The organism is Shimia sp. MMG029 (assembly GCF_027947445.1).
In the GTDB taxonomy this organism is placed as follows: domain Bacteria; phylum Pseudomonadota; class Alphaproteobacteria; order Rhodobacterales; family Rhodobacteraceae; genus Shimia.
Genome location: NZ_JAQJIM010000001.1, coordinates 680856 through 704460, shown reverse-complemented (window position 1 = coordinate 704460; position 23605 = coordinate 680856). Strand labels below are relative to the sequence as shown.

The window sequence follows — 23605 nt, the reverse complement described above, 5'->3', positions numbered from 1 at the left end:
CTAAGTCAAGAAATTTACTGATGACCTTAACCACTCTGGAACTGGTGGCGGCATTGGCATCGCCCAGAAAAGTCTCCAGTGGCTCAGATGAATCCCATGAATTTAGCCGCCACACTGCTGCTTCGTCTTACTCTCGAAGTTCATCAATATCATTGTTAGGCCAGCTACGTTTAGCATACCGTCATATCCGGCTTCTTTTCGCAATCTAGCCGCTTCGGCCTGATCTCCTTTTGCCCCCGCCATAACTATCGCGAAAACCTCTTCATCGAGTTCAGTTTTTGCAAAATCGTACTGGCAAGAGCAAAAACCCTTTGTGCCTGCACCCATTCCGACACAATGGTCAATGAAGGCAGACTTATCCCGATCTCCCCAGCAGCCAGATAACGCTACGGCGAGCGGGATGATGGCCAGGCTTCTCCAAGTCATCATTAATTCTGTTCCTTTATAAAAGTGATCGACTGGTCAGCTACTCGTTTATGACGACTGCTTCGGCACAGTTAATCTCGCCCATCCGGCAGCTAACGTCCGAAAAAATCACATGATAAGAACTGTTACATGCACCCTTGGAAAAACGAGCCCTCAAATTGTTGGTCCCACTTACTAGGTCACTGTAGCGAACGCTCTCGGTGCTCGAGTACGCACTGTTCGTGCCGCCACTCCACTCACCAGAAATCAGGTTTACCGCAGGCTCCTCTGCGGCTACCGGGTCCATGACGGTGACCTTAAAACCAAGATGGTCTATGTTGTCACCATTGGAATTCTCCACCTCAAAATGAAGATCACATGCTTCAAGCTTGACGGCCATGACCGTCTTGATAACAGGCACCGACCCGGTATGTGAGATTGAAATCTCATCTGGTTTGCATGCTCCAAGGAAACCCAAAATCAACATAAACCGGACACCTGTGCTTATGCGTGAAAAATAATGCCTTTTGACGGGCTTGTCTGATACTCTAATAGTTCTGCGGTCACGCAAACTGATTTGCCTTACTGACATCGCCATCCACACACATGCCTGGGGTGCAAATGAATGCCTCGGCTTACAAATCAGATTAGCCATCAACCGGAAAACCGTATGCTTTGATTGCATCAATACCTTCATAGCGCGTCGAATGGGCTGTATTCGTGTGAACGGTTACACTTACGACTGGTTGATAGTGCCCATCGATTGGTACTGAAAGAACCCCCGGGCATTCTTCCGTTGTATCATCGACCGAAATAGTATTTTCACTGCCGTCTAGGTTTCTGATTGTAAGATTTGTGACAAAACCCACCCCACTGCCCTGAAAAACGTCTATGTCTGTAAGGAACAATGGTTGGCCGAAGGCAACAGTTATGTATTCTGCCCTTCCAATGTTCGGAGCAGACCAGCTCCCGGGCCCCTCGCAATCTACAACATCTTTAGCTCCCAGGACTGCATCTGAGCTGCGTTTGTATTGATCGCTGAAATCCAAGACTTCACTCGCCCAAAATTGTTGCGTCTCAATTCCAGCTTCCCCGTTTGAATTCATCAAAACTGCCGATTGAAGTGCAACTCGTGTGTCCGCATTCTCAATCTTTCCAGCTATCGCAAACAGCTGCTTCGATGAAACAACTTCCGACGACAACGCACGATCTATGACACCTTCGATCAACCAATCTGGCCCGTCCTTGGCGACAGCGTCAAACAACGCCTGAAGTTGCACGGCGTCTGCGCTCATTACCCGCTCAAGCAATGTATCGATCTCTTTCGCCCGGTTATCCGCAGCATTTGTCAGTGCAGTAACCAGTTCAGAATCTGACGTTTTGCGCAGTTCGATAGCTGACTGTACTTTCGAACCAAGTTCAGCAAGCGCCAATTCCTGCTCAAGTGTAGTTTTGAGGCGCTCGGCCTCGGCTTCCCCTTCAAGTCGAAGTGTCTCAAGTCGGGTCGCAAGTTCCGACTTCAGTACCTCGACTGCATTCGCGTGTTCATCTTTCAGTGTTTGTAGGTCTCTCCCTGCTAATTCACGGGCTTTCTGACGTTTCACGTTCAGCTCAGCGATCAAGGTTTCTACACTTGTTTCAAGCCGTGCTTTTTCTTGCTCCAGTTCTAGCGCTAATGCTTCTTTCCCTTCGGAAAGCAACTGTGCCATACGCTCTTGAATGAGCGCCACTTCATCCTCGCTGCCCTGATGAACGACCCGACCCTTAAAAAACCCTTCAGGTTGTCCGCGGTTGTCATAGGGTCTGTTCTCGAGCTCTAGTTCGATATTCCAATTTCCGGCTTTGTAGGTCGCAGACGCAATGCCATAGACCGTTGTTGAACTGTCATCGGCTGCTGTTGGAGACACAATTGTCGTGTTGGCCTCATGACTGATTTCCTTGAACAAATCCTCTGTCGGAGAGATGTGAGCTTCAAATCGCCAACGCACTAGCGGATTTATCTCGTCACCTGAATTAACGGGTGTCGTTGCATCAAGTTCCACTAGCTCCCAGTATCCCGGAAGCTCAGAAATCAGCGACGCTTCGATGATCTCTATATCAGGTAAAGCCAAATCCGTTTGCGCTTCCGCTGCACCATTAAAATAGAGAACGGAACCAGCCACAAAAAGGCTACACATTGCAACTCTGCGCAAATGATTGATTTTCATGGCTTCTCCTTTGAAATTTCAAGTCAGTTGATTTGGTTGAGATGGGGAGAGTAAACTGTCAGAAAAAGGCAACCGGGAGCAAACCCGCACCCACTCAATGAACACAGCCGCTAGTTCAACAAGTGTGAAGCAAGAGAAAGCACTTCCAAAGCATCATGGCTCTTGGCAAGGTCCTCATCTTCACGGTTTTCCAACGCGAGATGAATCAATTTGCGCAGCGCTTCCTGCGTTTCTTCACCGGTGTTAGTCAAACCCGCGAGGGAAACCACGTAAATCCAACGCCAGTGATCTCCGTCTGACCCAAAGGTTTCGGATGAGTTATCGATACTAGACAAGATCAATTCGGCGGCGCGATTAGCGCTCCCAGACGATACAAGATATTTGACATGGCTTTCCGAGACGTGAGTTTCAGGGTCAAATTCTGGAACTTCCCTTTTCGCTGCATCCAACAGCTGACCATACTTCTCTTCGAATTCAGGGTTAGCCGTGAGAGCAAGATAGTCAAGACGCGCACCTAGCCCACGTGAGTGGCTAGTTTGTGTGATTTGCTCGTCGCGGGCTGCCTTTATGTCTGTCCATGATGCGCCAAATACCTGTGAAAAGACCTGATCGCGTGCATTATCTATGTCTCCGATAAAACCAGCGTCCTCCACCGCATTGAGGTAACCTTCAAGCTTGTCTTCATCATTCGACAAAAGCGCAAATCGTGCAGGGGTCAGAATTCCATTTCGCCAAAATTCCGCTTGTTTACCCGACAGATATTCTGCTTCGAACATACTGAAGTACTCTAACACCGCTTCCGGCTCTTCCTGTAGAATGCCGGGAGAAATCATGTACCAAAAATCGGGCAAAGCACGCCCAAGATCGTCTTCAGTGGGAAATTGTTGAAGCGTTTGGTTCAAAAAGTCGTCAAACCGGTCCGAGAAACCGTGCCTCATTGCTTCGGCCCCACCAATTTGTGACAGGGCACGCACCGTGCCGAACTTCTCTTGTTGTTCGGCGAAAACCATGTCCTCGACACATTGGAAGCTATCCAAGCAATCCATGACCTCTTGAACCCACCGCGCATGCCCTTCCTTGGCTTCGGCTGCCACGGCACGCTGAGCCAGAACGTCATCGACTTCAGCCTTTAGGATGTCTCGTTGTTTCCTGAGCTGCCCAGGATCGACATTTCCGATCGATTGCCCAGTGATGATCGAAACCGCGAGGTTCGAAGAGGGATGCTCGGAAACAATCTTGTCGAGTTGGCCAAGAGCATCGTCAATCGCCTGAAGTTTCTCAACCGGGTCTTCAAGACTCTCTGCCACACTTATTGCCTGCACCGCTTCAACGAAAAGCGTGTTTGCTTCCGCGTCGCCAGCTTCAGCGGGGGCGGAGGCAGAAAAAAATACACAAATCGTCAGAACATGCGCAATCGTTTTGGACGGACTATTCATGTGATTTCCTTCAAAGACCTTACGACAGACAAGAGCAACGCAACCCAGTTCAACGCGTCATTTCGGACATGACACCCTTGGTGCGGAAGTGGCTGAAGATCAGGAAAAGTGGCACGATGATGCCGATGGCAGCAATATACTGCAAAAAGGTTATCCAAATTCCAAACTTCACTGTGGAACGCCGTACGTTAATGTACCCTGCACCTCCCGCCAGAGCGACTGTTGTGATCCACAAGGTGAGAGCGTTGGCCGGGTCGTATGATTGAGCTGTTTCATCACCGAATAGAGCTGCAAATAGCATCGTTCCCAGACTGATCGCGACCAACACAAAGGTCCAATTCACAACGAGGCCAAAACCATAGGTTTCTCGAGCCTTTTTTGCCTGACTCGTCAGCAAGAAAATCGTGCCCAGAATGAAAGCGATGAACAGTACGACACCAAGTGCGCCCATGGTATTATTTCTCCTAATTATTACCCGCCCAAAAATTTGAGTTGAGTGATGGTCGCGCCTAGTACCGGCGACTTGCGGGCATTTGGGGTTGATTTTGGTCGAATGCCGCGCGTGAAAATATCTAGGAATTTCCCTACATTAACCTGGGAAGAGCAGGCGTTTTCAGAAGCGAGAAATTTCTGGTATGATAGGAGGAAGATAAGGTTCCCTTTTGTCTACACTGAAGTCGCTGCCGCACGATGTAGCTAAGTCTCAGATCAAAAAGGAACTTGAAACCTACTCGGAAACACAAAGCCGCACGGACGTAAGGGAACCCTTATGTCAACAATAATTCCGAGCGATTCCGCTGGTTTCGAAAAGAAAAGTTACAATGAAAGCAATGACATGCGCATCGGGTACGCCCGTGTTTCGACTTCTGAGCAAAATCTGGATTTGCAGCGCGCAGCGTTGAAACAGGCTGGGTGCGAAAAGATCGTCGAAGACGATGGCCTGTCAGGGGCGAACAGAAAGCGTCCTGGCCTGGAGCGCGCAATACAGCTGACCAAAGCTGGTGATACGCTTGTCGTATGGCGGCTTGACCGGCTGGGCCGGTCGCTGGTTGATCTGATTGATATTCTGGGCGCACTAGCCGAACGCGGCGCGGAATTCCACTCTCTGGCTGAGGCCATCGATACCAACTCTTCCGGCGGGAGGCTGGTGTTCCACATGATGGGCGCGCTTGCCGAGTTTGAGCGAAACCTGATCAGTGAACGCACACGGGCAGGCATGGCCGTGGCCAAAAACGCCGGAAAACCTATCGGGCGTCCCCGAATTCTCACAGACCATCAGATTGCAGACGCTGAACAACGGATTGAAAAGAATGATCAATCCCTTACCGATATTGCTGATGAACTTGGGGTTCACCGCAGGACCCTGAAAAGGGCCCTTCGAAGGTCAAAGGGGGGATGCCCCCCAATTACCTAGTTGTTCCAGAAAATATGTACTTCCTGGTAGCTGGACTCGATTGTGAACACGTCGCCACCAAGCTCAAAATCGCGGCCCATCGCCTCGTAATCAATATAGAATGCCAAGTTCTCGGGCACTTCGCTCGTTTCTTCCGTCAGTTCTTGGGCGAAGTCCGCGAGGCTTTCATATTGCCCTGCATAATCTTCCCCCAGCGCCTTGGTGGCCTGCACTACATCGCCGTGGAAGTTTTCCAAAACCACCGCGCCCAGCTCGCCGTACTCTTCCACAAAAACGGCCATTTCGTGCGCGCTCTCGATCCCTTGATATTCACTGATCCGTACGGAGCCAAATCCCACGTAGTCGTGTATGGCCCATTCTTCAGCTTCCGACCCCAGCGGAGACGCTTTCAACATCTCCTTCAGTGCCTGCCAGATATCATCGATATCAAGCGTGGCATCAATCCAAACTCCGTGAAGAATACCATTGTTGTAAGCTGCCAAGTCAGCAACGTAGATTGACGGGTTTTCCATTTCCTTTTCTCCTCATATTTTCGGTTGCGCATGTTGCAACCGACGCCTCGACGGCGAGTTGTGGGGAGGCAAAGGCACAGGCCGCGAATGGCGGAGGGGGATCACCCGACCTGCACGGATCGAAGAGAAGGAAGGACGGGGACACCGGCAGTTGCGCCAACGGAAAGCCTTGACTGCGCCAGGGGCGAAGTCCCTTAGCAAACAGAGGAAAGAGAAAAAAATCCATTTTTTCTTTTATAGGCAGATAATTACGTGGTATTATTCATGTAATGAAAAGCCAAAAATTCGAGCTTCTAGATCGCAGCGCCTTTTCGGCGCTGACTTTGCATCAGAAGAATGACTATCTCCAAAAACTCACTGCATGCTACATGCAAGCCAACGGGCGATCTCCGATCGAGTTATCGCGCGAAGCACTCAGCAGATTACGACGCTTCTACAGCCGCCGTTCACTGGCGGACTTGAAGCTAGAAAAGATGGCGGACAGGGAAATGGCCAACGCCCTTTTCAGAGTGGCGGACGCCGTCGGACGAGGAGACCTTGAAAAGCGCATAGAAAGTGAAATTCCGCCTACATCTGAACTTAGAGCGCCACCTATCGATGATGACCAACTGATGTTCTTTGTTCCCAATATTCATGACGCGCCCATCAAAGATGATATAAACGTCATGGACGTAGCGCCGTTTTCGCTCAGCAAGACAAAGCGAAAGGGCAGAATTCGTTATGACCTGAAAGATTGCTCCATAACCGTAACTGGCGGCTCAGAGTGTGGTATGGCGAATGCCTACGACTATGACATCTTCATCAACATGGTGTCCTACCTAGCTGAAGAGATGCGATCATATCGCATTGCTCGAAAGAAGGGGAGAAGCCCGTCTTTGCCACCGAAGGTATACTGCCCGACCGCGTCGCAAGTGCTCAAGTTTTGCCGCAGAGGCAATGGAGGTCGACAATACACGGAGCTGGAAGCCGCGCTCGATAGACTTCAGGACACCAGGATCAAAATCACGAACTTCAAACCCGGGGCTCGCCGTGAAACTGAAACCTTCTCGTTGATTGATCGTTACAAAGTTCTCAGCAGAACAACCAGTGACAGAATCGATCACATCGAGATCGTGATCCCGGATTGGGTTTACCATGGTATCGTCAGTGACGATGGCCGAGCGAGCATACTCACGCTCAATCCGGACTACTTCCTAATCAAGAAGCCAACCGCCCGGTTTATCTACAGGTTGGCGCGCAAAGCAGCGGGGCAAGACCAGGCTCATTATTCACTTAAGGATTTATACCACCGCAGCGGTACATCGCTTCCTTTCCACAAATTTCGCAGTGCTGTTGTAGGAATAGTCGATCGAACAGCAAGCGAGCAGTTTCCCGACTACGATCTGGAGCTGTTGAGCGGACGCGAAAGCCCGGTCCTCCGGATAAGTCGTCGCTGTGAAGCAGCTGTGGACGAATTGCCGGAAGCCAAAGGCAACAAGACGGGCTCAGTCGTACAGACAGATTTTGTCAAATCCCGTACATCAATCCCTTTTTCATGACAAAAATCAGACATTTCTCCCTAAAGAAGACCGATCAAAAATCAAACCTTTGATCTATATGTCGTTTTCCAACTTATGCACACGATCCACAGGGTAAGGTCGCGTGGTTTTGTCAAAAATCGTCTATCGTTCCGTCGAGGCCGTCTATCAATCCATCAGGACCGTCTATCATTCCGTCAAAACCGTCTATCATTCCAAAAACCTGTCGTAAGCTGTTGGTTTAGAATAGCTATTTCGCCTTAAAACTAGTAAAACCTTCAAAACAAGTAAAACGCACCTGGCGGTGCTCGATCAATTTTTTCGAACTATTTTGATTTTTTGCCCCCCATGATCGCCGGGCAGATGACGAAACACCTTGCACTCCAGAACGGCCTTTCGGGGGATTTAGAAAAGGCCGCAAGCCATAGATCATGCCTGCCCACAGGCAAATGGGCGGCACGATAGACTTTGAAAAGGAAAGTAAGGCATCTGTAAGGCTCACCAGATGCGTTTTTAGCTTCCTCTAGAGGGATGGGGCTAAGCAATACTTGAAATGATCTGAGAGGCCAGTTGCGCGGCCTTCTCATTCAAGGTCAAAACATCTTGCCGTCGAGCTCTTCTGCCAGGCCCTTTTTGTGATCGGCTGACAGGTGTGAATAGCGCTTCACCATCTGGAGGGTCTTGTGCCCTAGCATGTCGGCAATCTCGATCAGGGACTTGCCCTGCATAGCCAGATAGCTGGCGGTGCTGTGTCGCAGATCGTGAAACCGGAAATCGGTGATCTTCGCATTCGACACTGCATTCTCCCAGGCTTTGCGAACATCCATCGGCGCGGCCAGGTCACGCCTAGGGAATAGGTAGCGCTTGGGCGCATGTGAAAATTGCGCGTCGTATAGGTCGTTCACAAGATTTATCTGCGCGTCCATGAGTTCGGCAAGGTGCCCGACAATCGGAACAGATCGCGTATCGCCATTCTTGGTGTCTCGAAGGAGGGCCATGTGCCGAGCCAGATCGATATCTGGCAATGTCAGCTCCATGATTTCCCCCCGGCGGCAACCGGTGGACAGGGCAAACACAACGATCGGATAAAGCTGCTTGTTCGGACTTTCACGGCAAGCGTCTAGGAGACGCCCTCGTTCATCGTCTGACAAATACCTTGTCCGCTCATTCCGAAGCTTGGTCACGCGCTCAACGCCGTCCATCGGATTGACGCCAAGCCACTTCCAGGAGCAAGCTCTCTTGAAAAGCATATCCAGCGCGTCGCGATAGTATTTCAGCGTGCGCTTGCTCTTGGGCTTTGTCTTTTCGCCATTGCCGCGTTCATCCGGTGTCGCGGCCAGCTCCCCCATAAGCTTGGAGACCTGTTCGGTCGTGATGAACTGCAAGCTGTATTCGCCAAGCTTGGTACGCCAATACCGCAGCGCTGTTCCTGAACTGCGCTGCGTGCTTTCAGCGAGGTGCGGCAGAACTTCACGCTCATAGCGATCGATCACGTCCGCAAAGGTCTTGCGTTTGGACTGAGTGCTGATTGGCTGGAACTGACCAGACTTGATATCGCTCTCGGTCTTTGCCGCCCATGCCTTGGCGTCGGTCAGGCGCTTGAATGTCTTCTTCTGACGGGGATAGCCTGCGACCCGAACGTCAACCTGATAGACCACACCCTTCTTGCGTTCACGCTTCTCGATTGTCGCCATATCTGCCTCCATACATCGCAGCGCGCCCAGTCAGCCCAAACGCAGGGGACAGATTTTGGGGGCACTTTAGGGGCATTTTCTAACGAAAATTGCCCCCAAACGTCAATAAGCGACAATAGGATAAAATCATCAAGCTGCTGTTTTCATTGTTTATATTTTTTGTCCACTATTGAGACTTATAGGCATCCCTCCGACTGTTAATCAATTGGTCGTAGGTTCGATCCCTACCGCCGGAGCCATAAAAAGCCCTTAGGTCTCAACGACCTGAGGGCTTTTTTGTTTTGAAGGCATGACCCTTCCGCGACCAGACGCCGAAGGGATAACCTCAAGCGTCTGGCAGGCTGGATTTAGTCTGCAGAGGGCGCATAGCTCGCCGGATCCACCTCTGACGGGCGCCCGGGCAATGCGAGTTGTGTGATCTGTGGTTGGTTGCTTGCGATCACGCGTCCGCCTCTGATCACGGACAGGCGATTGGCGCGCAGACGGATCGCTTCGATTGGATCCTGCGCCTGCAACAGCACCAGGTTTGCCTGACACCCCGGTGCGATGCCATAGCCCTCTAACCCCATAATTTTCGCGGAATTGGTTGTGACCGCCTCAAAACACCACGCCATGTCCTCACGGCTCGATAGCTGCCCCACGTGCAGCCCCATGAAAGCCACATCCAGCATGTCAGCCTTGCCCAGTGAATACCAAGGATCCATCACACAATCAGAGCCAAAGCCAACCGTGATACCGGCATCGCGCAGCTCGCGCACACGGGTCTGGCCACGCCGCTTGGGATAGCTGTCGTGACGCCCCTGCAGCATGATGTTGATCAGCGGATTGGGAATAGCATGCACCCCCGCCTCTACCATCAGGGGAATGAGCTTTGAGACATAGTAGTTGTCCATGGAATGCATCGAGGTCAGATGCGATCCTGCCACCCTGCCCTGCAGTCCAAGCCGCTGGGTTTCATAGGCCAGCGTCTCAATATGGCGGCTGTGCGGATCGTCACTTTCATCACAATGCATATCCACCATGAGACCACGATCGGCCGCAATCTCACACAGCTGGCGAACGGACTCTGCACCATCTGCCATGGTGCGTTCAAAATGCGGAATGCCGCCCACCACATCCACGCCCATATCAAGTGCGCGCACCGTGTTGGCCATTGCTGTTGGGTCCCGCAGCACGCCATCCTGCGGGAAGGCCACAAGCTGCAGATCAATATAGTCTTTGACCTGCTCACGCACCTCCAGAAGCGCCTGCACGCCTTTGAGCTCATCATCGCAAGTGTCGACATGCGTGCGGATCGCGCCCAGCCCCATGGAGACCGCCAAATCGCAATAGCGCAGTGCGCGGGCGACAATATCATCCACGCTCTGAATCGGCTTCAGCTCTCCCCACAGCGCGATGCCCTCCAGCAGCGTGCCAGACACATTCATACGTGGCGTGCCAAGGGACAGCGTGGCGTCCATATGGAAATGCGGATCCACAAACGGCGGCGACACAAGTTGGCCTTGGGCGTCAATCACCTCTTTGGCTTCTGCCGTGATCCCTGCCTCTACAGCCGCGATCACGCCATCTTTTACCGCAATATCCCGCCCCTTACGCCCATCAGGCAAGGTGGCGTTTTTGACAATCAAATCAAACATATCTGATCCTTAACGTTGGCCCTTGAACCACGGCGACAACAGCGCGCGCGGATAGTCGGCGCGACGAGCGGCCACAACAAGAGCGAAAATGGAAAGCACATAGGGGGCTGCAAGGAAGGCCTGACTGGGGATCACGGCTCCCACTTCGGTCTGCAACCGGACCTGTAGCGCGTCAAAGGCACCGAACAGCAATGCACCCAGCAGAGCCTTTCCCGGCCGCCAGCTCGCAAAGATCACCAGCGCAATACAGATCCAGCCACGCCCATTCACCATGCCAAAGAAAAACGCATCAAACGCCGACATGGTCAGAAAAGCACCGCCCAAAGCCATCAGCGCAGACCCCGCCACAACCGCGCCGATGCGCAGCCCGTAAACGGAAAGCCCCTGTGCATCCACACTGTCTGGATTGTCACCCACCGCCTGAATGGCCACGCCCAGCGGGGTGCGATAGAGCACATACCAGATCACCACCACCATCAGCAGCGCGAGCCAGGTCAGAGCCGTCTGCTGGAACAGCACCGGCCCAAGAAAGGGAATGTCTGACAGCACCGGCACGTCCAGCGCACGAAAAGGTTCAATCCGTGGCGGTGAGGAGACATTTGGCAACGCCGTGCGATAGGTGAAATAGCTCACCGAGGTGGCAAAGAGCGTGACCCCTAGGCCGGAAACGTGTTGGCTGAGGCCCAGTGGCACAGTTAGCAAAGCATGGATCAGCCCAAAGAAGGCCCCAGCGCCTGCTGCCACAAGAACACCACCCCAAAGCCCGGCACCGAGCCAGACAGCCATCCAGCCAGACATGGCTCCGGCGACAAAGATGCCTTCGATGCCGAGATTGAGCACGCCGGATTTTTCACAAAGCAGCGCGCCCAAAACCCCATAGATCAGCGGCGTGGCAATCCGCAGTGACGCCGCCCAGAAGCTCTCGCTCAGCAAGATATTCAGAATATCCATCATGCGACCTCTCCTTTTGCAGGGGCCACACGGGCAAGGCGGAAGCGGGCAAAGAAGCCTCCAATCAGGACACACAACAGAGACATGGCCACCACAAGGTCTGCAAGATAGGATGACACACCCATGGCACGGCTCATGGAATCTGCACCCACAAAGACCGAGGCGATGAACAGAGCCGAGATCACCACCCCAACAGGGGACAGGCCTGCGAGCATGGCCACCACAATGCCGGTGTAACCAAAGCCCGGAGAGAGATCGGCAGTCAGATAGCCTTTCAGGCCCGCCACTTCGCTCACGCCCGCCATACCAGCCAACGCGCCAGACACAATCGCGACGCTCATCATGGTGCGGTTCACCGGAATGCCCGCATGGCGCGCGGCGGCGGCGTTTTCTCCAACAGCGCGCAGTTTGAAGCCCCAGACCGACCGCGTGAGCATGAACTGTGCCACCACGGCACAGACCAGCGCGATGATCAGACCACTGTGCACGCGCATACGCTCCATAAGCGGCGGCAACATGCCCTGATCTAGGATCGGCGCGCTTTGCGGCCAGCCCAGCCCCATCGGATCCTGCAACGGTCCTTCCAGCATATATTGCAGGAAAATCAATATGATGAAGTTCAAAAGCAAAGTCGTCACCACCTCATCTGCGCCAAAACGGGTCTTCAGCGCGGTGGAAGCCACCATACCTGCTGCCCCCGCAGCACAGCCGCAGAGGATGATTGTCGGGACCAACACAATGGCGGGCACATCCAGAAAACCTGCGCCCACGGCCACAGCTGCCATGGCACCAAGGTACAGCTGGCCTTCTGCACCGATGTTCCAGAGACGTGCGCGAAACGCGAGCGCAGCCGCAAGCCCCGTGAAAATCAATGGCGTGGCGCGGGTCAGCATTTCAGTGAACGCAAAGGTGGAGCCAAACACCCCGCGAAACATCTCGACATAGGCGGTTGATATATTGGCGCCCGCAAAAGCCAACGGCACAGCCGCCAGCAATAGCGCAATCAGCGCTGAAAGGACGGGAATGCCCAAAGTGAGCGCGCGCGAGGGCGCACTGCGGGGCTCGATGCGGATCATGCGCGTTCTCCTGCCATCATCAGGCCGATTTCCTCTCGGTCTCTTGTGTGCGCTTCGATCAACTCCCCATCATGGATCACCATGATGCGGTCAGACAGACCGAGCAGTTCGTCCAGATCCTCAGAGATCAGCACCACCCCTGCGCCCTGTTTGCGGGCGTCCAGCAGGCGACGGGCCACCTCTGCCGCGGCCCCCATATCAAGGCCACGCGTGGGTTGATTGGCGAGAATGAGTTTTGGGGACTGCTCAAACACCCGCGCAAGAATAAGCTTCTGAATATTGCCGCCAGACAACAATCTAGCCCGTGCGGTCACACCTGGCCCCCGGACATCATAGGCTTCGGTAAGCCTTGCCGCGTTTTCAGAAATCGCTTCACGTTTCAGGATACCGCCCGACTGCACCTCCGGATCCTGGAGCCGCTCAATCACCATGTTCTCGGCCACACTCATAGAGCCGACAATCCCATCATGATGCCGATCTTCCGGGATCCGTCCCACGCCCGCTTTGATCATTGTTGCGGGGTTCGCTTGGGAAATGGCGTCGCCGTCGATCTTGAAAATCCCACTACTTGGCGCATTCAATCCAGAAATCAACCCAGCAAGCGCGCTCTGGCCGTTGCCCGAAACGCCTGCGATACCCAGGATTTCATGCCGCGCGACCTGAAAGCTTGCATCCGTCAGGCTATCTCGTTTAGAGCGCCCGGTCACAGACACATTTTCAAGCGTCATGATTGGCGCACCGGGCGCCATCTCTTCACGCTGCGTTTCGGGCGTATCCGCCCCCACCATCATGCGCGCAATGCTACGCTCGTCTGCGTCTTTGGTGGCGATCTCGCCCACCTTCACGCCGTGACGCAGCACTGCGATCCGATGGGAAAACGCCAAAACTTCCCGCAGTTTGTGCGATATGAAGATCACGGACAATCCGCGCTTCGTCATCGCGCCTATGTTCTCAAAAAGCGTGTCTGCCTCCTGAGGCGTCAACACGGCTGTAGGCTCATCCAGCACCAGAATGCGCACATCCCGATAGAGTGCTTTCAGGATCTCAACACGCTGCCGCTCCCCTACGGACAATCGTCCAACGGGCACGTCCAACGCGACTTGCAAGCCGGTGTCAGACATAATCTTTTCGATCTTGCGAAGGGCAGCAGATCTGTCGCGGCGCAACCGCCACAGCGGTTCTGAACCCAGCACAATATTGTCGAGCGCATTCAGGTTTTCAGCCAATGTAAAGTGCTGGTGCACCATGCCAATGCCCGCCGAAAGCGCGGCCTGCGGGTGGCCAAGCGTCAGTGGCTCAATCATGCCAATTTCATTGCGCACATCTATGGCGCCACTGTCCGGCAAGTAGTGGCCGAAGAGCATATTCATGAGCGTTGTTTTGCCAGCGCCATTTTCCCCCAACAACGCGAGCACTTCGCCCTGGTGGAGATCAAGGCTCACATCGTTGTTGGCCACAACCGAGCCAAAATGCTTGGAGAGCCCTTTAAGGGATAGAACAATTGTCTGTGTCATAGGTGTGTGAGGTCGGCTTATCGCCGACCTCCTTCATCATCAGTTGTCAGACACAGGGCGTGCGTCATTCACGTTCACGCGGAACAGACCGTCCATGATCTCGCTCTCTTTGGCGCGCACGGCGTCAACAACCTCGGCAGGCACCAATGCGTCATCCAGCACCAGAGACCCGCCGCCATAAGCCATAAAGCTGTATTGGCCGTAGTCTGCGGCTTCAAAGCTGCCAGCTTTCACATTGGCGATTGCCTTGTCGATGGTGGCTTCCATATGCCAAAGCGCAGAGGCCAGAATGGTGCCCGGATAGTCACCGGAGGTGTCGATCACGTTGCCCACGGCTTTCACGCCACGCTCAACCGCGGCGTCAGACACGCCAAAACGTTCCGCATACATCACGTCGGCACCCGCATCCATCATGGCAAAGGCGCTTTCTTTGGCTTTGGGCGGATCGTACCAGCTGTCGATAAAGTTCACGATAAACTTGACCTCTGGGTTTACCTCACGCGCACCATCCATAAAGGCGTGCATCAAACGGTTCACCTCTGGGATCGCATAGCCGCCAACCATGCCGATCACATTGCTTTCGGTCGCTTTGCCCGCGATCATGCCGGACAAGTAGCTTGGCTCGTGGATCCAGTTGTCAAAGACAGAGAAATTCGGCGCCACCGGACCAAAGGAAGAGCCCATCAAGAAAGCCGTATCGGGATAGTCTTTCGCAACTTTGCGCGCGGCACGCTCCAAAGCAAAGACCTCGCCCACAACCAGCTGCGCACCCTGCTCTGCATATTCACGCATCACACGCTCGTAGTCAGAGTTGGCGACGTTTTCTGAGAAAGTATACTCAATGTCGCCCCGCTCTGCGGCGGTGTTCAACGCGGTGTGAATACGGCTGATCCACTGCTGTTCTACCGGCAATGTGTAGATCGCCGCCACCTTCACCGCATCCGCCATCGCCGCACCAGCGCCTGCCAGCAAACCAAAGCCTAAAGCCGACGCCATTAAGACGCGCCGGTTCAAATTCCCAAATGTTTTCATCGTTTTCCCCTGTTGATGGTGCATCATCCAAACCGAAAGGTGTTTTACTTCTTGGTCAATAAACAGATGCGCACGCGATAACACGACACACCCTACTCCATCAGTTTTGCCAGAAAAAGTGGCAATGCGCCAAAAAGATAGCAGCGCGAACATGGCGCCGCGCGTCAACATCAACGCCATGCAAAGAGACACGCCCCAATTGCATACGCGCGCCACGATGCTGTACGGCAGTCCTCCGGCTTAGGAGGGCTGCAAGCCCGCACTGTGTGCAAAACGACCTATTGTGCGCCGCAAACGGTGTCTCGTGCGACCATCTTTCCAAGCATGAACTTTTTGTTTGACAGCAGCCCTTTGCAAAATTAATGGCCAGAAAAGTTTCCTTCTGCGCACGGCTGAGGAATCTTTAGGGAGTTCACACAGATGAAATGGCTTCATCTTCGTAATGCAGGACAAATTGAGCCCGCGTAGTTTTACGCGATAGCGAAATCGCCTGTCCTCTCCTTCCATCCTCTCAAATATCAGCTAAGGTTTGTTCGCATGTCTCATGAACAGCCGCTCTCTGACTCCATTTACGGCATTGACCGTTGGAGCAAAGGACTGGTCACCGTTTTGCAAAACGGTGATGTCGCGCTTTGTGATCCGGCCAACCCGGATGCAAAACCAATCAGCCTGCCCGGCATTCTTGAAGATCTCCAGCAACGTGGCATCGCAAGCCCGCTTTTGCTGCGTGTGAAAAGCTTCCTTGAGGCTGAGATCCGGCACCTGAACGAGAGCTTCATAACGGCAATCACCAAAACCGGCTATCGCGGCAGCTATCGTGGTGTGTTCCCAATCAAGGTCAACCAGCAGTCGCAGGTTGTGGATCGAATTGTTGATTTTGGCCGCCAATATGAATTTGGCCTTGAGGCTGGCAGCAAGCCGGAGCTGGTGATTGCGCTGGCGCATCGGCTGTCTAAAGAGGCGCTGATCATCTGCAACGGTGTGAAAGACGCGGAATTTGTGCGCCTCGCCATCCTATCTCAGCGCCTTGGTTTCAACACCGTTATTGTGCTCGAAAGCCCGAAAGAGGCGGAGATTGTGATCGACGTCGCCCGAGAGCTGGGCATTGATCCGCTACTTGGCGTGCGGGTGAAACTCACCAATCAGATCAGCGGCAAATGGCAAAGCAGCTCCGGCGATCGCTCTGCTTTTGGCATGAACACCGATCAACTGCTGCGCGTGGTAGACCGTCTGCGCGACGAAAATCTGCTGCATTGTCTGAAGCTGCAACATTCCCATCTCGGCAGTCAGGTGCCTGACGTGAATGATGTCCGCCGCGCCGTATCCGAGGCCTGTCGTTATTTCATTGAACTCACCCGTGAGGGCGTGCCGCTCACCCATCTGGACCTCGGCGGTGGTCTGGGCGTGGACTATACGGGTGAAAAACGCGCCTCCGAAAATTCGATCAACTACACCGTCGAAGAATACTGCGCCAATATCGTTGAAACGGTAGGCTATGCCATGGACGAGGCGGATCTGCCGCATCCGGTATTGGTCACGGAAAGCGGCCGCGCGGTTTCTGCCACCTCCTCCATGCTGGTGTTTGATGTGCTCGAAAGCACGCTCTATGACGCACCCGACGCGCCAGAGGTGCAGCCAGAGGATCACCATTATGTCACAGATCTGGCCGCCATCGGCGGCTATCTGGTGCCAGAGCGTGTTCAGGAATGCTGGAATGATGCGCGGTTCTACCGGGATGAACTGCGCGCACTTTTCCGTCGCAGCCATATCGACTTGCGTCAAATGGCCCGCGCCGAACGGATTTTCCTACGCCTGATGTCCGACATAAAGGTCATCGCACGCGAAAGCGAACCCAACAGCGATCTGGACCGTGAATTGCAGCAGGTGGCCGATGTCTACCATTGCAACTTCTCACTATTCCAATCCCTGCCGGATGTCTGGGCGATTGACCAGCTGCACCCGATTGTGCCGCTACAGATGCTCAATGAGATGCCAGACCGCCGCGCGGTGTTGTCTGACATCACCTGTGACAGCGACGGCAAAATGGACAAATTCATCCTAGCAGGTGACATCGCCCCGTCCCTGCCCGTCCACACTCTGCCCGAAGATCGCCCCTATTACCTGGGTGTGTTCTTTGTAGGCGCTTATCAGGAGACGCTGGGCGATCTGCACAACCTCTTTGGTGACACCAATGTCGTCACCATTGATCTGCGCGCCGATGGCGGCTTTGACCTGCTGCATGAGCAGGAAGGCGACACCATCGCCGAAGTGCTCTCTTATGTGGAATACGACCCGGCCGATTGTATCGCCGCCTTCCGTAAGATGGTGGACGAGGCAATTTCCGCAGGCCACCTGCAATCCAAAGAACGCAAAACCCTCATCGGCGCGTATCGCGACTCGATGAACGGCTACACTTATTTCGAATAACCCTCATCAGTCAGGAGACGCTCATGGGAAAAACTCTTGTTGTCGGGGCTGGCGGCGTCAGCCACGCTGCGGTCCACAAAATGGCGATGAATGCCGATATCTTCAGCGAGATCACGCTGGCGAGCCGCACGAAATCCAAATGTGACGACATCGCCGCAAGCGTGAAAGAGCGCGTGGGTGTGGAGATCAAAACCGCAGAGCTCGATGCCATGGATGTGGCGGCCACGGTTGCCCTGATCAAAGAAACCGGTGCCGAGCTTCTGGTGAACCTCGCCCTGCCGTATCAGGATCTGGTGCTGATGGATGCCTGTCTCGAAGCGGGCTGCCACTATCTGGATACCGCGAACTATGAGCCCGAAGATGTGGCCAAGTTCGAATACCATTGGCAATGGGCCTATCAGGACAAATTCAAAGAGGCCGGCCTAACAGCGATCCTCGGCTCTGGCTTTGATCCGGGCGTGACCTCGGTTTTTGCCACGTGGCTGAAAAAACACAAGCTCGACACCATCCGCCAGATCGACATTCTGGATGCCAATGGCGGTGACAATGGGCAAGCTTTTGCCACCAACTTCAATCCGGAGATCAACCTGCGCGAAGTGCTCGCGGAGGTGCGTCACTGGGAAAACGGCGCATGGCAACACAGCCCTGCTCTGACCAACAAGGTGGAGTTCGACTTCCCCGGCGTTGGCGTGAAAAACATGTACCAGATGTATCACGAAGAGCTGGAGAGCCTGTCGACCCATTTCCCAGAGATCGAGCGCGCGCGTTTCTGGATGACCTTTGGCGATGCCTACATCATGCATGCCACTGTGCTGCAAAACGTCGGCATGACCCGCATCGATCCAGTGATGCACGATGGCAAGGAAATCATTCCGATCCAGTTCCTGAAAACCCTGTTGCCCGATCCCGGTGATCTGGGCGCACTGACCAAAGGCAAAGCCTGCATTGGCGATATTGCCACCGGTCAGGCCAAAGATGGGTCGGGTGAGAAAACCTACTACATCTACAACATCTGCGACCACGAAGAATGCTATGCAGAGGTTGGCTCTCAGGCCGTGTCCTATACCACCGGCGTGCCCGCGATGATCGGTGCTGCACAGGTGCTGAAAGGCAACTGGAAAGAGCCCGGTGTGTGGAACATGGAACAGCTGGACCCTGACAACTTCATGGACATGCTGAATGCACACGGCCTGCCTTGGCAGGTGCATGAACTCGACGGTCCGGTCACCTTCTAAACCCCAAGCGGCGGCCTCATGCGGGCCGCCCCCTTCTCTTTCCCCAAATATCCCGGGGGAGTCACCGTCTGCGGTGACGGGGGCAGCGCCCCCTCTTACCCCTCATCGTGGAGCCAAAGATGTCTGACATGATGCAAACTCAGGCCGGAGACGCAGGGGCGTTTCGCACCTTTGATCTCAGCCGCGTGCCAAGCCCTTGCTTTGTGGTGGATGAGGCCGGCATCACCCGCAATCTGCGCATACTCAAAGAGGTGTCAGACCGCTCCGGCGCGCATGTGCTGAGCGCCCTCAAAGCCTTCTCCATGTTCTCTCTGGCGCCATTGGTACGCCAATACCTCGGCGGCACCTGCGCCAGCGGTATTTATGAGGCGCGTCTGGGGCGTGAAGAATACGGCGGCGAGGTTGCCACCTTCTGTGCAGGGTACAAAGACAGCGAAATTGATGAAATTCTCGCACTGTCTGACCACATCATTTTCAACAGCCCCAGCCAGAAAGCGCGCTTTCTCAGCAAAGCCCAATCCGCCAAGGTTCAGGTTGGTCTGCGCATCAATCCGGAACACTCCGAGGGCGAGATTGCCAAATACGATCCTTGCGCACCCTGTTCCCGCCTTGGTACACCCGTCAGCCAGCTGACGCCAGCCATCCTTGAGGGCGTCGACGGGCTGCACATGCACACGCTCTGTGAGCAGGGCTTTGAGCCGCTTGCACGGACATGGGCAGCGGTGGAACCCAGACTGCGCCCCTATCTGGCGGATCTCAAATGGCTCAACTTCGGCGGTGGCCACCATATCACGCGGTCCGATTATGACCGCGAGGCGCTGATCGCTTTCATCAAAGTGATCCGCAGCACCTATGATGTGGAAGTTTATCTGGAGCCCGGCGAAGCGGTGGCGTTGGATGCGGGCATTCTGGTTGGTGAAATCCTTGATCTGCCCACCAACGGCATGGATCTGGCGATCACCGATATCTCAGCCACCTGCCACATGCCCGACGTGATCGAAGCCCCCTATCGCCCAGCCCTGCTGAATGAGCCTGACACGGGCCACACCTATCGCCTCGGCGGCCCCTCCTGCCTCGCCGGTGACGTAATTGGCGACTACACATGGGCGCAGCCACTTGAGATCGGCCAGCGCTTTGCCTTCCTCGATCAGGCGCATTATTCCATGGTGAAAACCAACACCTTCAACGGCGTGCCCCTACCCGCGATTGCGCTTTGGAACAGCGAGACCGACGCGCTCACCATGGTGCGCACATTTGACTACACCGATTTTAAGGAGCGCCTGTCATGAGCGTTTTTCTGGACAGCGAACTGACTGAAGCCGAGCGCACTGAGGACGCGTTTTTCCACGTGATCCCCGTGCCTCTGGAGCGCACCGTGTCTTATGGTGCTGGTACTGAAGGCGGCCCCGCCGCCATCCTCGAAGCTTCAAACGAGCTTGAGCGGCTGTGCAAAGGCATCGAGCCCTGCGCCAAAGGCATCTACACCCATGCTGCGCTGGACTGTGACGGCCCGCTGCCCGAAGTCATGGAACGCCTGGCGGCCAAAACCGAAGCCGTTGTGAAAGCAGGCAAATTTCCCGTGACACTCGGCGGCGAGCATTCCTTGAGCTACGGCGCCGTCAGCGGTGTCGCCCGCGCGCTGGGACAACCCATCGGCATCGTGCAAATCGACGCCCATGCCGATCTGCGCATCGCCTATCAGGATGAAAAGCATTCCCACGCTTCAGTGATGCACCTGCTGGCCGAAGAGGGCGTACGCCTTGCGCAATTTGGCGTCCGCGCGCTTTGCCCGCAGGAGGCTGAAAGCCGTATCAAAAACAAGGTCTTTCACGTCGATGCCGAAGAGCTAGTGGTCAACAATATCCACGCCATCGACCTGCCCGAAGACTTCCCGGATCTGGTCTATGTGAGCTTTGATGTAGATGGCCTCGACCCAAGCCAGATGCCCGCCACCGGCACGCCGGTCCCCGGCGGGCTTGGCTTTTATCAAGCGCTGCATCTCGTGGAACACGCTCTGAAAGGCCGCCGCTGTGTTGGTTTCGACGTCGTAGAATTGGCGCCCAATGGCGAAGAAGCCTGGGATTTCACCGCCGCGCAGATCGTGTATCGACTGATGGCGCTTTGACATAATGTCACACGTCGACCAATCAGTCAGGATTCTGATAGGTCGCGATTGACATTGGAGCTGTCGCCCTCCTTAAGTTCAACCCAGAATTGAATTTAAGGAAATTTTAATGAACTTCAGGGCTTCAAACCTCGTCATCGCACTTTTGGCAGCACCAGTCTTGAGCGCATGCGGAGGTGGCGGCGGGGACGACACAATTGCGTTTACAAGTGTCAGCGATCTCCCAGACGACGGGACAGTACGGTTGGAAGGACGCGGAAACTCTGCGAATTTCCGGGTAAACGCCAACACGGGAGAGTTAACGCTCAACAATCGCCAAACAGATCAGGCTGCGCGTTTGGACATCGAACGATCAGGCGGAAATTCAACAAATGTATTGGCTAGTGCAGGCAGCGCAACTGTGTCTTTTGACACCAACGCCTCACCACTGACCGCAGTGCGCGATCTGGCGGCGTTTGCGAGTCCGGACGGCGAACAAATTGCAGTTTTTGGCATTGGTGATGCGCGCACAGACTATGAACATCAAGCGTTCGGCGCCTGGATAGATGGATTTGGATCTGACAACGGAAGCATTGCGACAGCATCGGTGGGCGCCCGTACCGACGCAGCAAATCTGCCCACGAATTCAGCGAGCTACAGAGGGCAGACTGTCGGCTTGGCACAGTTGAATGACGGCAATACCTATCTAGCTGATTCCGAACTTACAGTTAGCACGTCAGATTTCAGAACACTGAATATAGACAGCACCAACACGATAGTTGAAAACTTAGATACTTTCGCAGTCCGCTCTGAATCCGATCTCAACTTCACAGGGACAGCCACTGTATCTGGCTCCGGTTTCAGCGGTAACATCTCTGGCACAGCTGTGAACGGCAATATCGAAGGCAATTTTTTCGGACCAAACGCCGAAGAAGTGGGCGGTGTCTTTGACTCTCAGTCCGGTGATACAGCCTATATCGGCAGCTTTGGTGCAGTGCGCAACTAAGCAGAAAGTCTTCCCAAACCGAGGCTGTCCGTCTGACGGACGGCCTCAAACAATGCTCCGAGCAACCGTAAAACCTCTTCATGACCGTCAAAAACACCTTTCTGACAGCCAGTCTTTTGCTGGCATTGTGCGCCGGATCAACATCTGCTCAATCACCTGCCCGAACCGGAGAGCAGATAGAACAGGCATTTTTGACTGCTCTTGCAAACGTAGACTCAGGGCAACCGGAAAAAGCCATTCCTGTGTTGCTTGCGCTTTTGGCCCAAAATCCAAATCTGGTGCGTGTGCGCCTGGAGCTGGCGCGCGCTTACTTTAATGCAAAGGACTGGAGCCGCGCGCGGCAAGAGTTCTTCATCGTGCTCTCTGCGGACCTGCCCGCACCAGTTAAAGAACGCGTGTTGGCCTTTATCCGAGCGATTGACAACCGCAGAGGCTTTGATTGGGATCTCAGTCTCGCTGTTGTGAAAGTTGGCAACCAACGACGCTATGCCGACGACACGATTTTGGTTGATTCTGGGGGCATTCAGGTTCCTTTTACTTTTGATCGCGAACGATCTGACGAATTTGGTCTCAGAGCGGTGGGCGCCTTCAATTTCCGCAAACCCCTTGCGTCTCTCAGCACTGCAAACACTGCGGCAAGTGGCTTCACAACACTGGCATTTGATCTGACTGAGGCAAAAACACGCGCATACGATGATGCCCTCTTGAGCCTTGCGGGTGGCTTACGGTTCACCAAACAGAGGCTCACATATGCAGTCGCACCTGAGATACGGACGCGATACGTCGCGGGCGCCAAATACGAAGACCGCGTAGGCTTGACTGCAAGCTTTGAAAGCAGAGGTCTTGAGGGTCGATCGGTGTTCGCAAGAACCACGTTTTTTGACATCACAAACGCCCGCGACAGTTCTTTGTCAGGTCACATCGCGACGGCCAGTATTGGCGTACGACAAGCGGTTGGTGGGCGCGCCATTATTGGTGTCACGGGCCGCATCGAAAGGGAGAACGTTCCAAACGCCTCCCAGGATGCATTGACAACACAAATCACGGCTTTTGGAACGTTTGAGATGAAATACGGCATCACTGCGCAGCCAAGCCTGTATTACCGCTTCAAAAATCACAAGAACCCAAGCCCCATTCTCCCCGCCGACCCAAACCAAAAAACCTACGGACTTAGGTTGAGACTGGAAAAAAACGATTGGTTTATCGCAGGCAGCTACACGCCGTTTTTTGACATCAGTTACGAAAATACACGCAGCGACATTGGCGCTTTCACCTACACCGAAACCAGATCACAAATTGGGGTGAACCGGCGTTTCTGATTGCTGATAGCGCCTTATGCATAAAAAGATCACGTCAGATCCAGAACGGACACAGTAGCTGAACCGCAATGAGCACGAAACCCGCCTGTCGATGCAAAAAAGCCCTCAGGTCTCTGCGA

At 54.2% G+C, this 23605-nt stretch carries 20 protein-coding genes; 8 read left to right on the top strand and 12 right to left on the bottom strand.

The genetic code is table 11. The annotated features are described in order from the left end of the window. Nucleotides 1-102: 102 nt before the first annotated feature. The 5 genes from PJL69_RS03400 to PJL69_RS03380 all read right to left on the bottom strand — a co-directional run bounded on the left by PJL69_RS03400 (nucleotide 103) and on the right by PJL69_RS03380 (nucleotide 4499). Nucleotides 103-429 (bottom strand): hypothetical protein, encoded by a 327-nt coding sequence (locus PJL69_RS03400; RefSeq protein ID WP_271308396.1) that lies wholly within the window; start codon nucleotides 427-429, stop codon nucleotides 103-105. A 37-nt stretch (nucleotides 430-466) separates the two neighbouring features. Beyond that, complete coding sequence (locus tag PJL69_RS03395) at nucleotides 467-892, bottom strand: hypothetical protein (RefSeq protein WP_271308395.1); 426 nt, start codon at nucleotides 890-892, stop codon at nucleotides 467-469. Nucleotides 893-1052: 160 nt separating this feature from the next. Beyond that, a complete protein-coding gene (locus PJL69_RS03390) occupies nucleotides 1053-2612 on the bottom strand; it encodes a hypothetical protein (protein WP_271308394.1) in 1560 nt (519 codons plus the stop codon). Nucleotides 2613-2722: 110 nt separating this feature from the next. Then, nucleotides 2723-4048: a hypothetical protein gene (locus PJL69_RS03385; RefSeq protein WP_271308393.1), complete on the bottom strand. Its 1326-nt coding sequence runs from the start codon at nucleotides 4046-4048 to the stop codon at nucleotides 2723-2725. A 49-nt stretch (nucleotides 4049-4097) separates the two neighbouring features. Further along, a complete protein-coding gene (locus PJL69_RS03380) occupies nucleotides 4098-4499 on the bottom strand; it encodes a hypothetical protein (protein ID WP_271308392.1) in 402 nt (133 codons plus the stop codon). A gap of 318 nt (nucleotides 4500-4817) precedes the next feature. Here PJL69_RS03380 and PJL69_RS03375 point away from each other — a divergent pair, with 318 nt between their 5' ends. Continuing rightward, nucleotides 4818-5462 (top strand): recombinase family protein, encoded by a 645-nt coding sequence (locus PJL69_RS03375; protein WP_271308391.1) that lies wholly within the window; start codon nucleotides 4818-4820, stop codon nucleotides 5460-5462. On the opposite strand, the gene PJL69_RS03370 is transcribed toward PJL69_RS03375, so the two are convergent. After that, complete coding sequence (locus PJL69_RS03370) at nucleotides 5459-5974, bottom strand: antirestriction protein ArdA (protein WP_271308390.1); 516 nt, start codon at nucleotides 5972-5974, stop codon at nucleotides 5459-5461. The genes PJL69_RS03375 and PJL69_RS03370 overlap by 4 nt on opposite strands. A 269-nt stretch (nucleotides 5975-6243) precedes the next feature. Here PJL69_RS03370 and PJL69_RS03365 point away from each other — a divergent pair, with 269 nt between their 5' ends. Beyond that, on the top strand, nucleotides 6244-7512 hold the full coding sequence (locus tag PJL69_RS03365) for a replication initiator protein A (protein ID WP_271308389.1): 1269 nt from the start codon (nucleotides 6244-6246) through the stop codon (nucleotides 7510-7512). Nucleotides 7513-8084: 572 nt separating this feature from the next. Here the strand turns inward: PJL69_RS03365 and PJL69_RS03360 are convergent. The 6 genes from PJL69_RS03360 to PJL69_RS03335 all read right to left on the bottom strand — a co-directional run bounded on the left by PJL69_RS03360 (nucleotide 8085) and on the right by PJL69_RS03335 (nucleotide 15395). After that, entirely contained in the window at nucleotides 8085-9185 is a 1101-nt protein-coding gene (locus tag PJL69_RS03360; protein ID WP_271308388.1) for a tyrosine-type recombinase/integrase, read from the bottom strand. Nucleotides 9186-9532: 347 nt separating this feature from the next. Then, nucleotides 9533-10822, bottom strand: a complete 1290-nt coding sequence (locus PJL69_RS03355) for an amidohydrolase family protein (RefSeq protein WP_271308387.1) — start codon at nucleotides 10820-10822, stop codon at nucleotides 9533-9535. Nucleotides 10823-10831: 9 nt separating this feature from the next. Next, nucleotides 10832-11773 (bottom strand): ABC transporter permease, encoded by a 942-nt coding sequence (locus PJL69_RS03350; protein ID WP_271308972.1) that lies wholly within the window; start codon nucleotides 11771-11773, stop codon nucleotides 10832-10834. Then, nucleotides 11773-12846, bottom strand: coding sequence for an ABC transporter permease (locus tag PJL69_RS03345; RefSeq protein WP_271308971.1), 1074 nt, complete (start codon nucleotides 12844-12846; stop codon nucleotides 11773-11775). Before PJL69_RS03345 ends, PJL69_RS03350 begins: the two co-directional genes overlap by 1 nt. Next, nucleotides 12846-14363 (bottom strand): ABC transporter ATP-binding protein, encoded by a 1518-nt coding sequence (locus tag PJL69_RS03340; RefSeq protein ID WP_271308386.1) that lies wholly within the window; start codon nucleotides 14361-14363, stop codon nucleotides 12846-12848. The genes PJL69_RS03345 and PJL69_RS03340 overlap by 1 nt, the downstream gene beginning before the upstream one ends. A gap of 39 nt (nucleotides 14364-14402) precedes the next feature. Next, nucleotides 14403-15395 carry a BMP family protein gene (locus tag PJL69_RS03335; RefSeq protein WP_247743277.1) on the bottom strand — a complete coding sequence of 331 codons (993 nt, stop codon included), beginning with the start codon at nucleotides 15393-15395 and terminating at the stop codon, nucleotides 14403-14405. A gap of 537 nt (nucleotides 15396-15932) precedes the next feature. Between PJL69_RS03335 and speA the strand changes: the two genes are divergently transcribed. The 6 genes from speA (at nucleotide 15933) to PJL69_RS03305 (ending at nucleotide 23486) form a co-directional block, all read left to right on the top strand. Then, the gene (speA, locus tag PJL69_RS03330; protein ID WP_271308385.1) at nucleotides 15933-17822 is read left to right on the top strand and encodes a biosynthetic arginine decarboxylase; all 1890 of its coding nucleotides are present in this window, start codon (nucleotides 15933-15935) and stop codon (nucleotides 17820-17822) included. A gap of 23 nt (nucleotides 17823-17845) precedes the next feature. Next, entirely contained in the window at nucleotides 17846-19057 is a 1212-nt protein-coding gene (locus tag PJL69_RS03325) for a saccharopine dehydrogenase family protein (RefSeq protein WP_271308384.1), read from the top strand. A gap of 119 nt (nucleotides 19058-19176) precedes the next feature. Next, nucleotides 19177-20346 (top strand): carboxynorspermidine decarboxylase, encoded by a 1170-nt coding sequence (nspC, locus tag PJL69_RS03320; RefSeq protein ID WP_271308383.1) that lies wholly within the window; start codon nucleotides 19177-19179, stop codon nucleotides 20344-20346. After that, nucleotides 20343-21182 (top strand): agmatinase, encoded by an 840-nt coding sequence (gene speB / locus PJL69_RS03315; RefSeq protein WP_271308382.1) that lies wholly within the window; start codon nucleotides 20343-20345, stop codon nucleotides 21180-21182. Before nspC ends, speB begins: the two co-directional genes overlap by 4 nt. 400 nt (nucleotides 21183-21582) lie before the next feature. Next, nucleotides 21583-22167: a transferrin-binding protein-like solute binding protein gene (locus PJL69_RS03310; protein WP_271308381.1), complete on the top strand. Its 585-nt coding sequence runs from the start codon at nucleotides 21583-21585 to the stop codon at nucleotides 22165-22167. A gap of 191 nt (nucleotides 22168-22358) precedes the next feature. Beyond that, nucleotides 22359-23486 carry a tetratricopeptide repeat protein gene (locus PJL69_RS03305; RefSeq protein WP_271308380.1) on the top strand — a complete coding sequence of 376 codons (1128 nt, stop codon included), beginning with the start codon at nucleotides 22359-22361 and terminating at the stop codon, nucleotides 23484-23486. Nucleotides 23487-23605: the final 119 nt, after the last annotated feature.

Bases quoted from the DNA above. Each gene is read 5' to 3' on its own strand.
- PJL69_RS03400 (WP_271308396.1), bottom strand. From the start codon at position 429: ATGATGACTTGGAGAAGCCTGGCCATCATCCCGCTCGCCGTAGCGTTA.
- PJL69_RS03395 (WP_271308395.1), bottom strand. From the start codon at position 892: ATGTTGATTTTGGGTTTCCTTGGAGCATGCAAACCAGATGAGATTTCA.
- PJL69_RS03390 (WP_271308394.1), bottom strand. From the start codon at position 2,612: ATGAAAATCAATCATTTGCGCAGAGTTGCAATGTGTAGCCTTTTTGTG.
- PJL69_RS03385 (WP_271308393.1), bottom strand. From the start codon at position 4,048: ATGAATAGTCCGTCCAAAACGATTGCGCATGTTCTGACGATTTGTGTA.
- PJL69_RS03380 (WP_271308392.1), bottom strand. From the start codon at position 4,499: ATGGGCGCACTTGGTGTCGTACTGTTCATCGCTTTCATTCTGGGCACG.
- PJL69_RS03375 (WP_271308391.1), top strand. From the start codon at position 4,818: ATGTCAACAATAATTCCGAGCGATTCCGCTGGTTTCGAAAAGAAAAGT.
- PJL69_RS03370 (WP_271308390.1), bottom strand. From the start codon at position 5,974: ATGGAAAACCCGTCAATCTACGTTGCTGACTTGGCAGCTTACAACAAT.
- PJL69_RS03365 (WP_271308389.1), top strand. From the start codon at position 6,244: ATGAAAAGCCAAAAATTCGAGCTTCTAGATCGCAGCGCCTTTTCGGCG.
- PJL69_RS03360 (WP_271308388.1), bottom strand. From the start codon at position 9,185: ATGGCGACAATCGAGAAGCGTGAACGCAAGAAGGGTGTGGTCTATCAG.
- PJL69_RS03355 (WP_271308387.1), bottom strand. From the start codon at position 10,822: ATGTTTGATTTGATTGTCAAAAACGCCACCTTGCCTGATGGGCGTAAG.
- PJL69_RS03350 (WP_271308972.1), bottom strand. From the start codon at position 11,773: ATGGATATTCTGAATATCTTGCTGAGCGAGAGCTTCTGGGCGGCGTCA.
- PJL69_RS03340 (WP_271308386.1), bottom strand. From the start codon at position 14,363: ATGACACAGACAATTGTTCTATCCCTTAAAGGGCTCTCCAAGCATTTT.
- PJL69_RS03335 (WP_247743277.1), bottom strand. From the start codon at position 15,395: ATGAAAACATTTGGGAATTTGAACCGGCGCGTCTTAATGGCGTCGGCT.
- speA (WP_271308385.1), top strand. From the start codon at position 15,933: ATGTCTCATGAACAGCCGCTCTCTGACTCCATTTACGGCATTGACCGT.
- PJL69_RS03325 (WP_271308384.1), top strand. From the start codon at position 17,846: ATGGGAAAAACTCTTGTTGTCGGGGCTGGCGGCGTCAGCCACGCTGCG.
- nspC (WP_271308383.1), top strand. From the start codon at position 19,177: ATGTCTGACATGATGCAAACTCAGGCCGGAGACGCAGGGGCGTTTCGC.
- speB (WP_271308382.1), top strand. From the start codon at position 20,343: ATGAGCGTTTTTCTGGACAGCGAACTGACTGAAGCCGAGCGCACTGAG.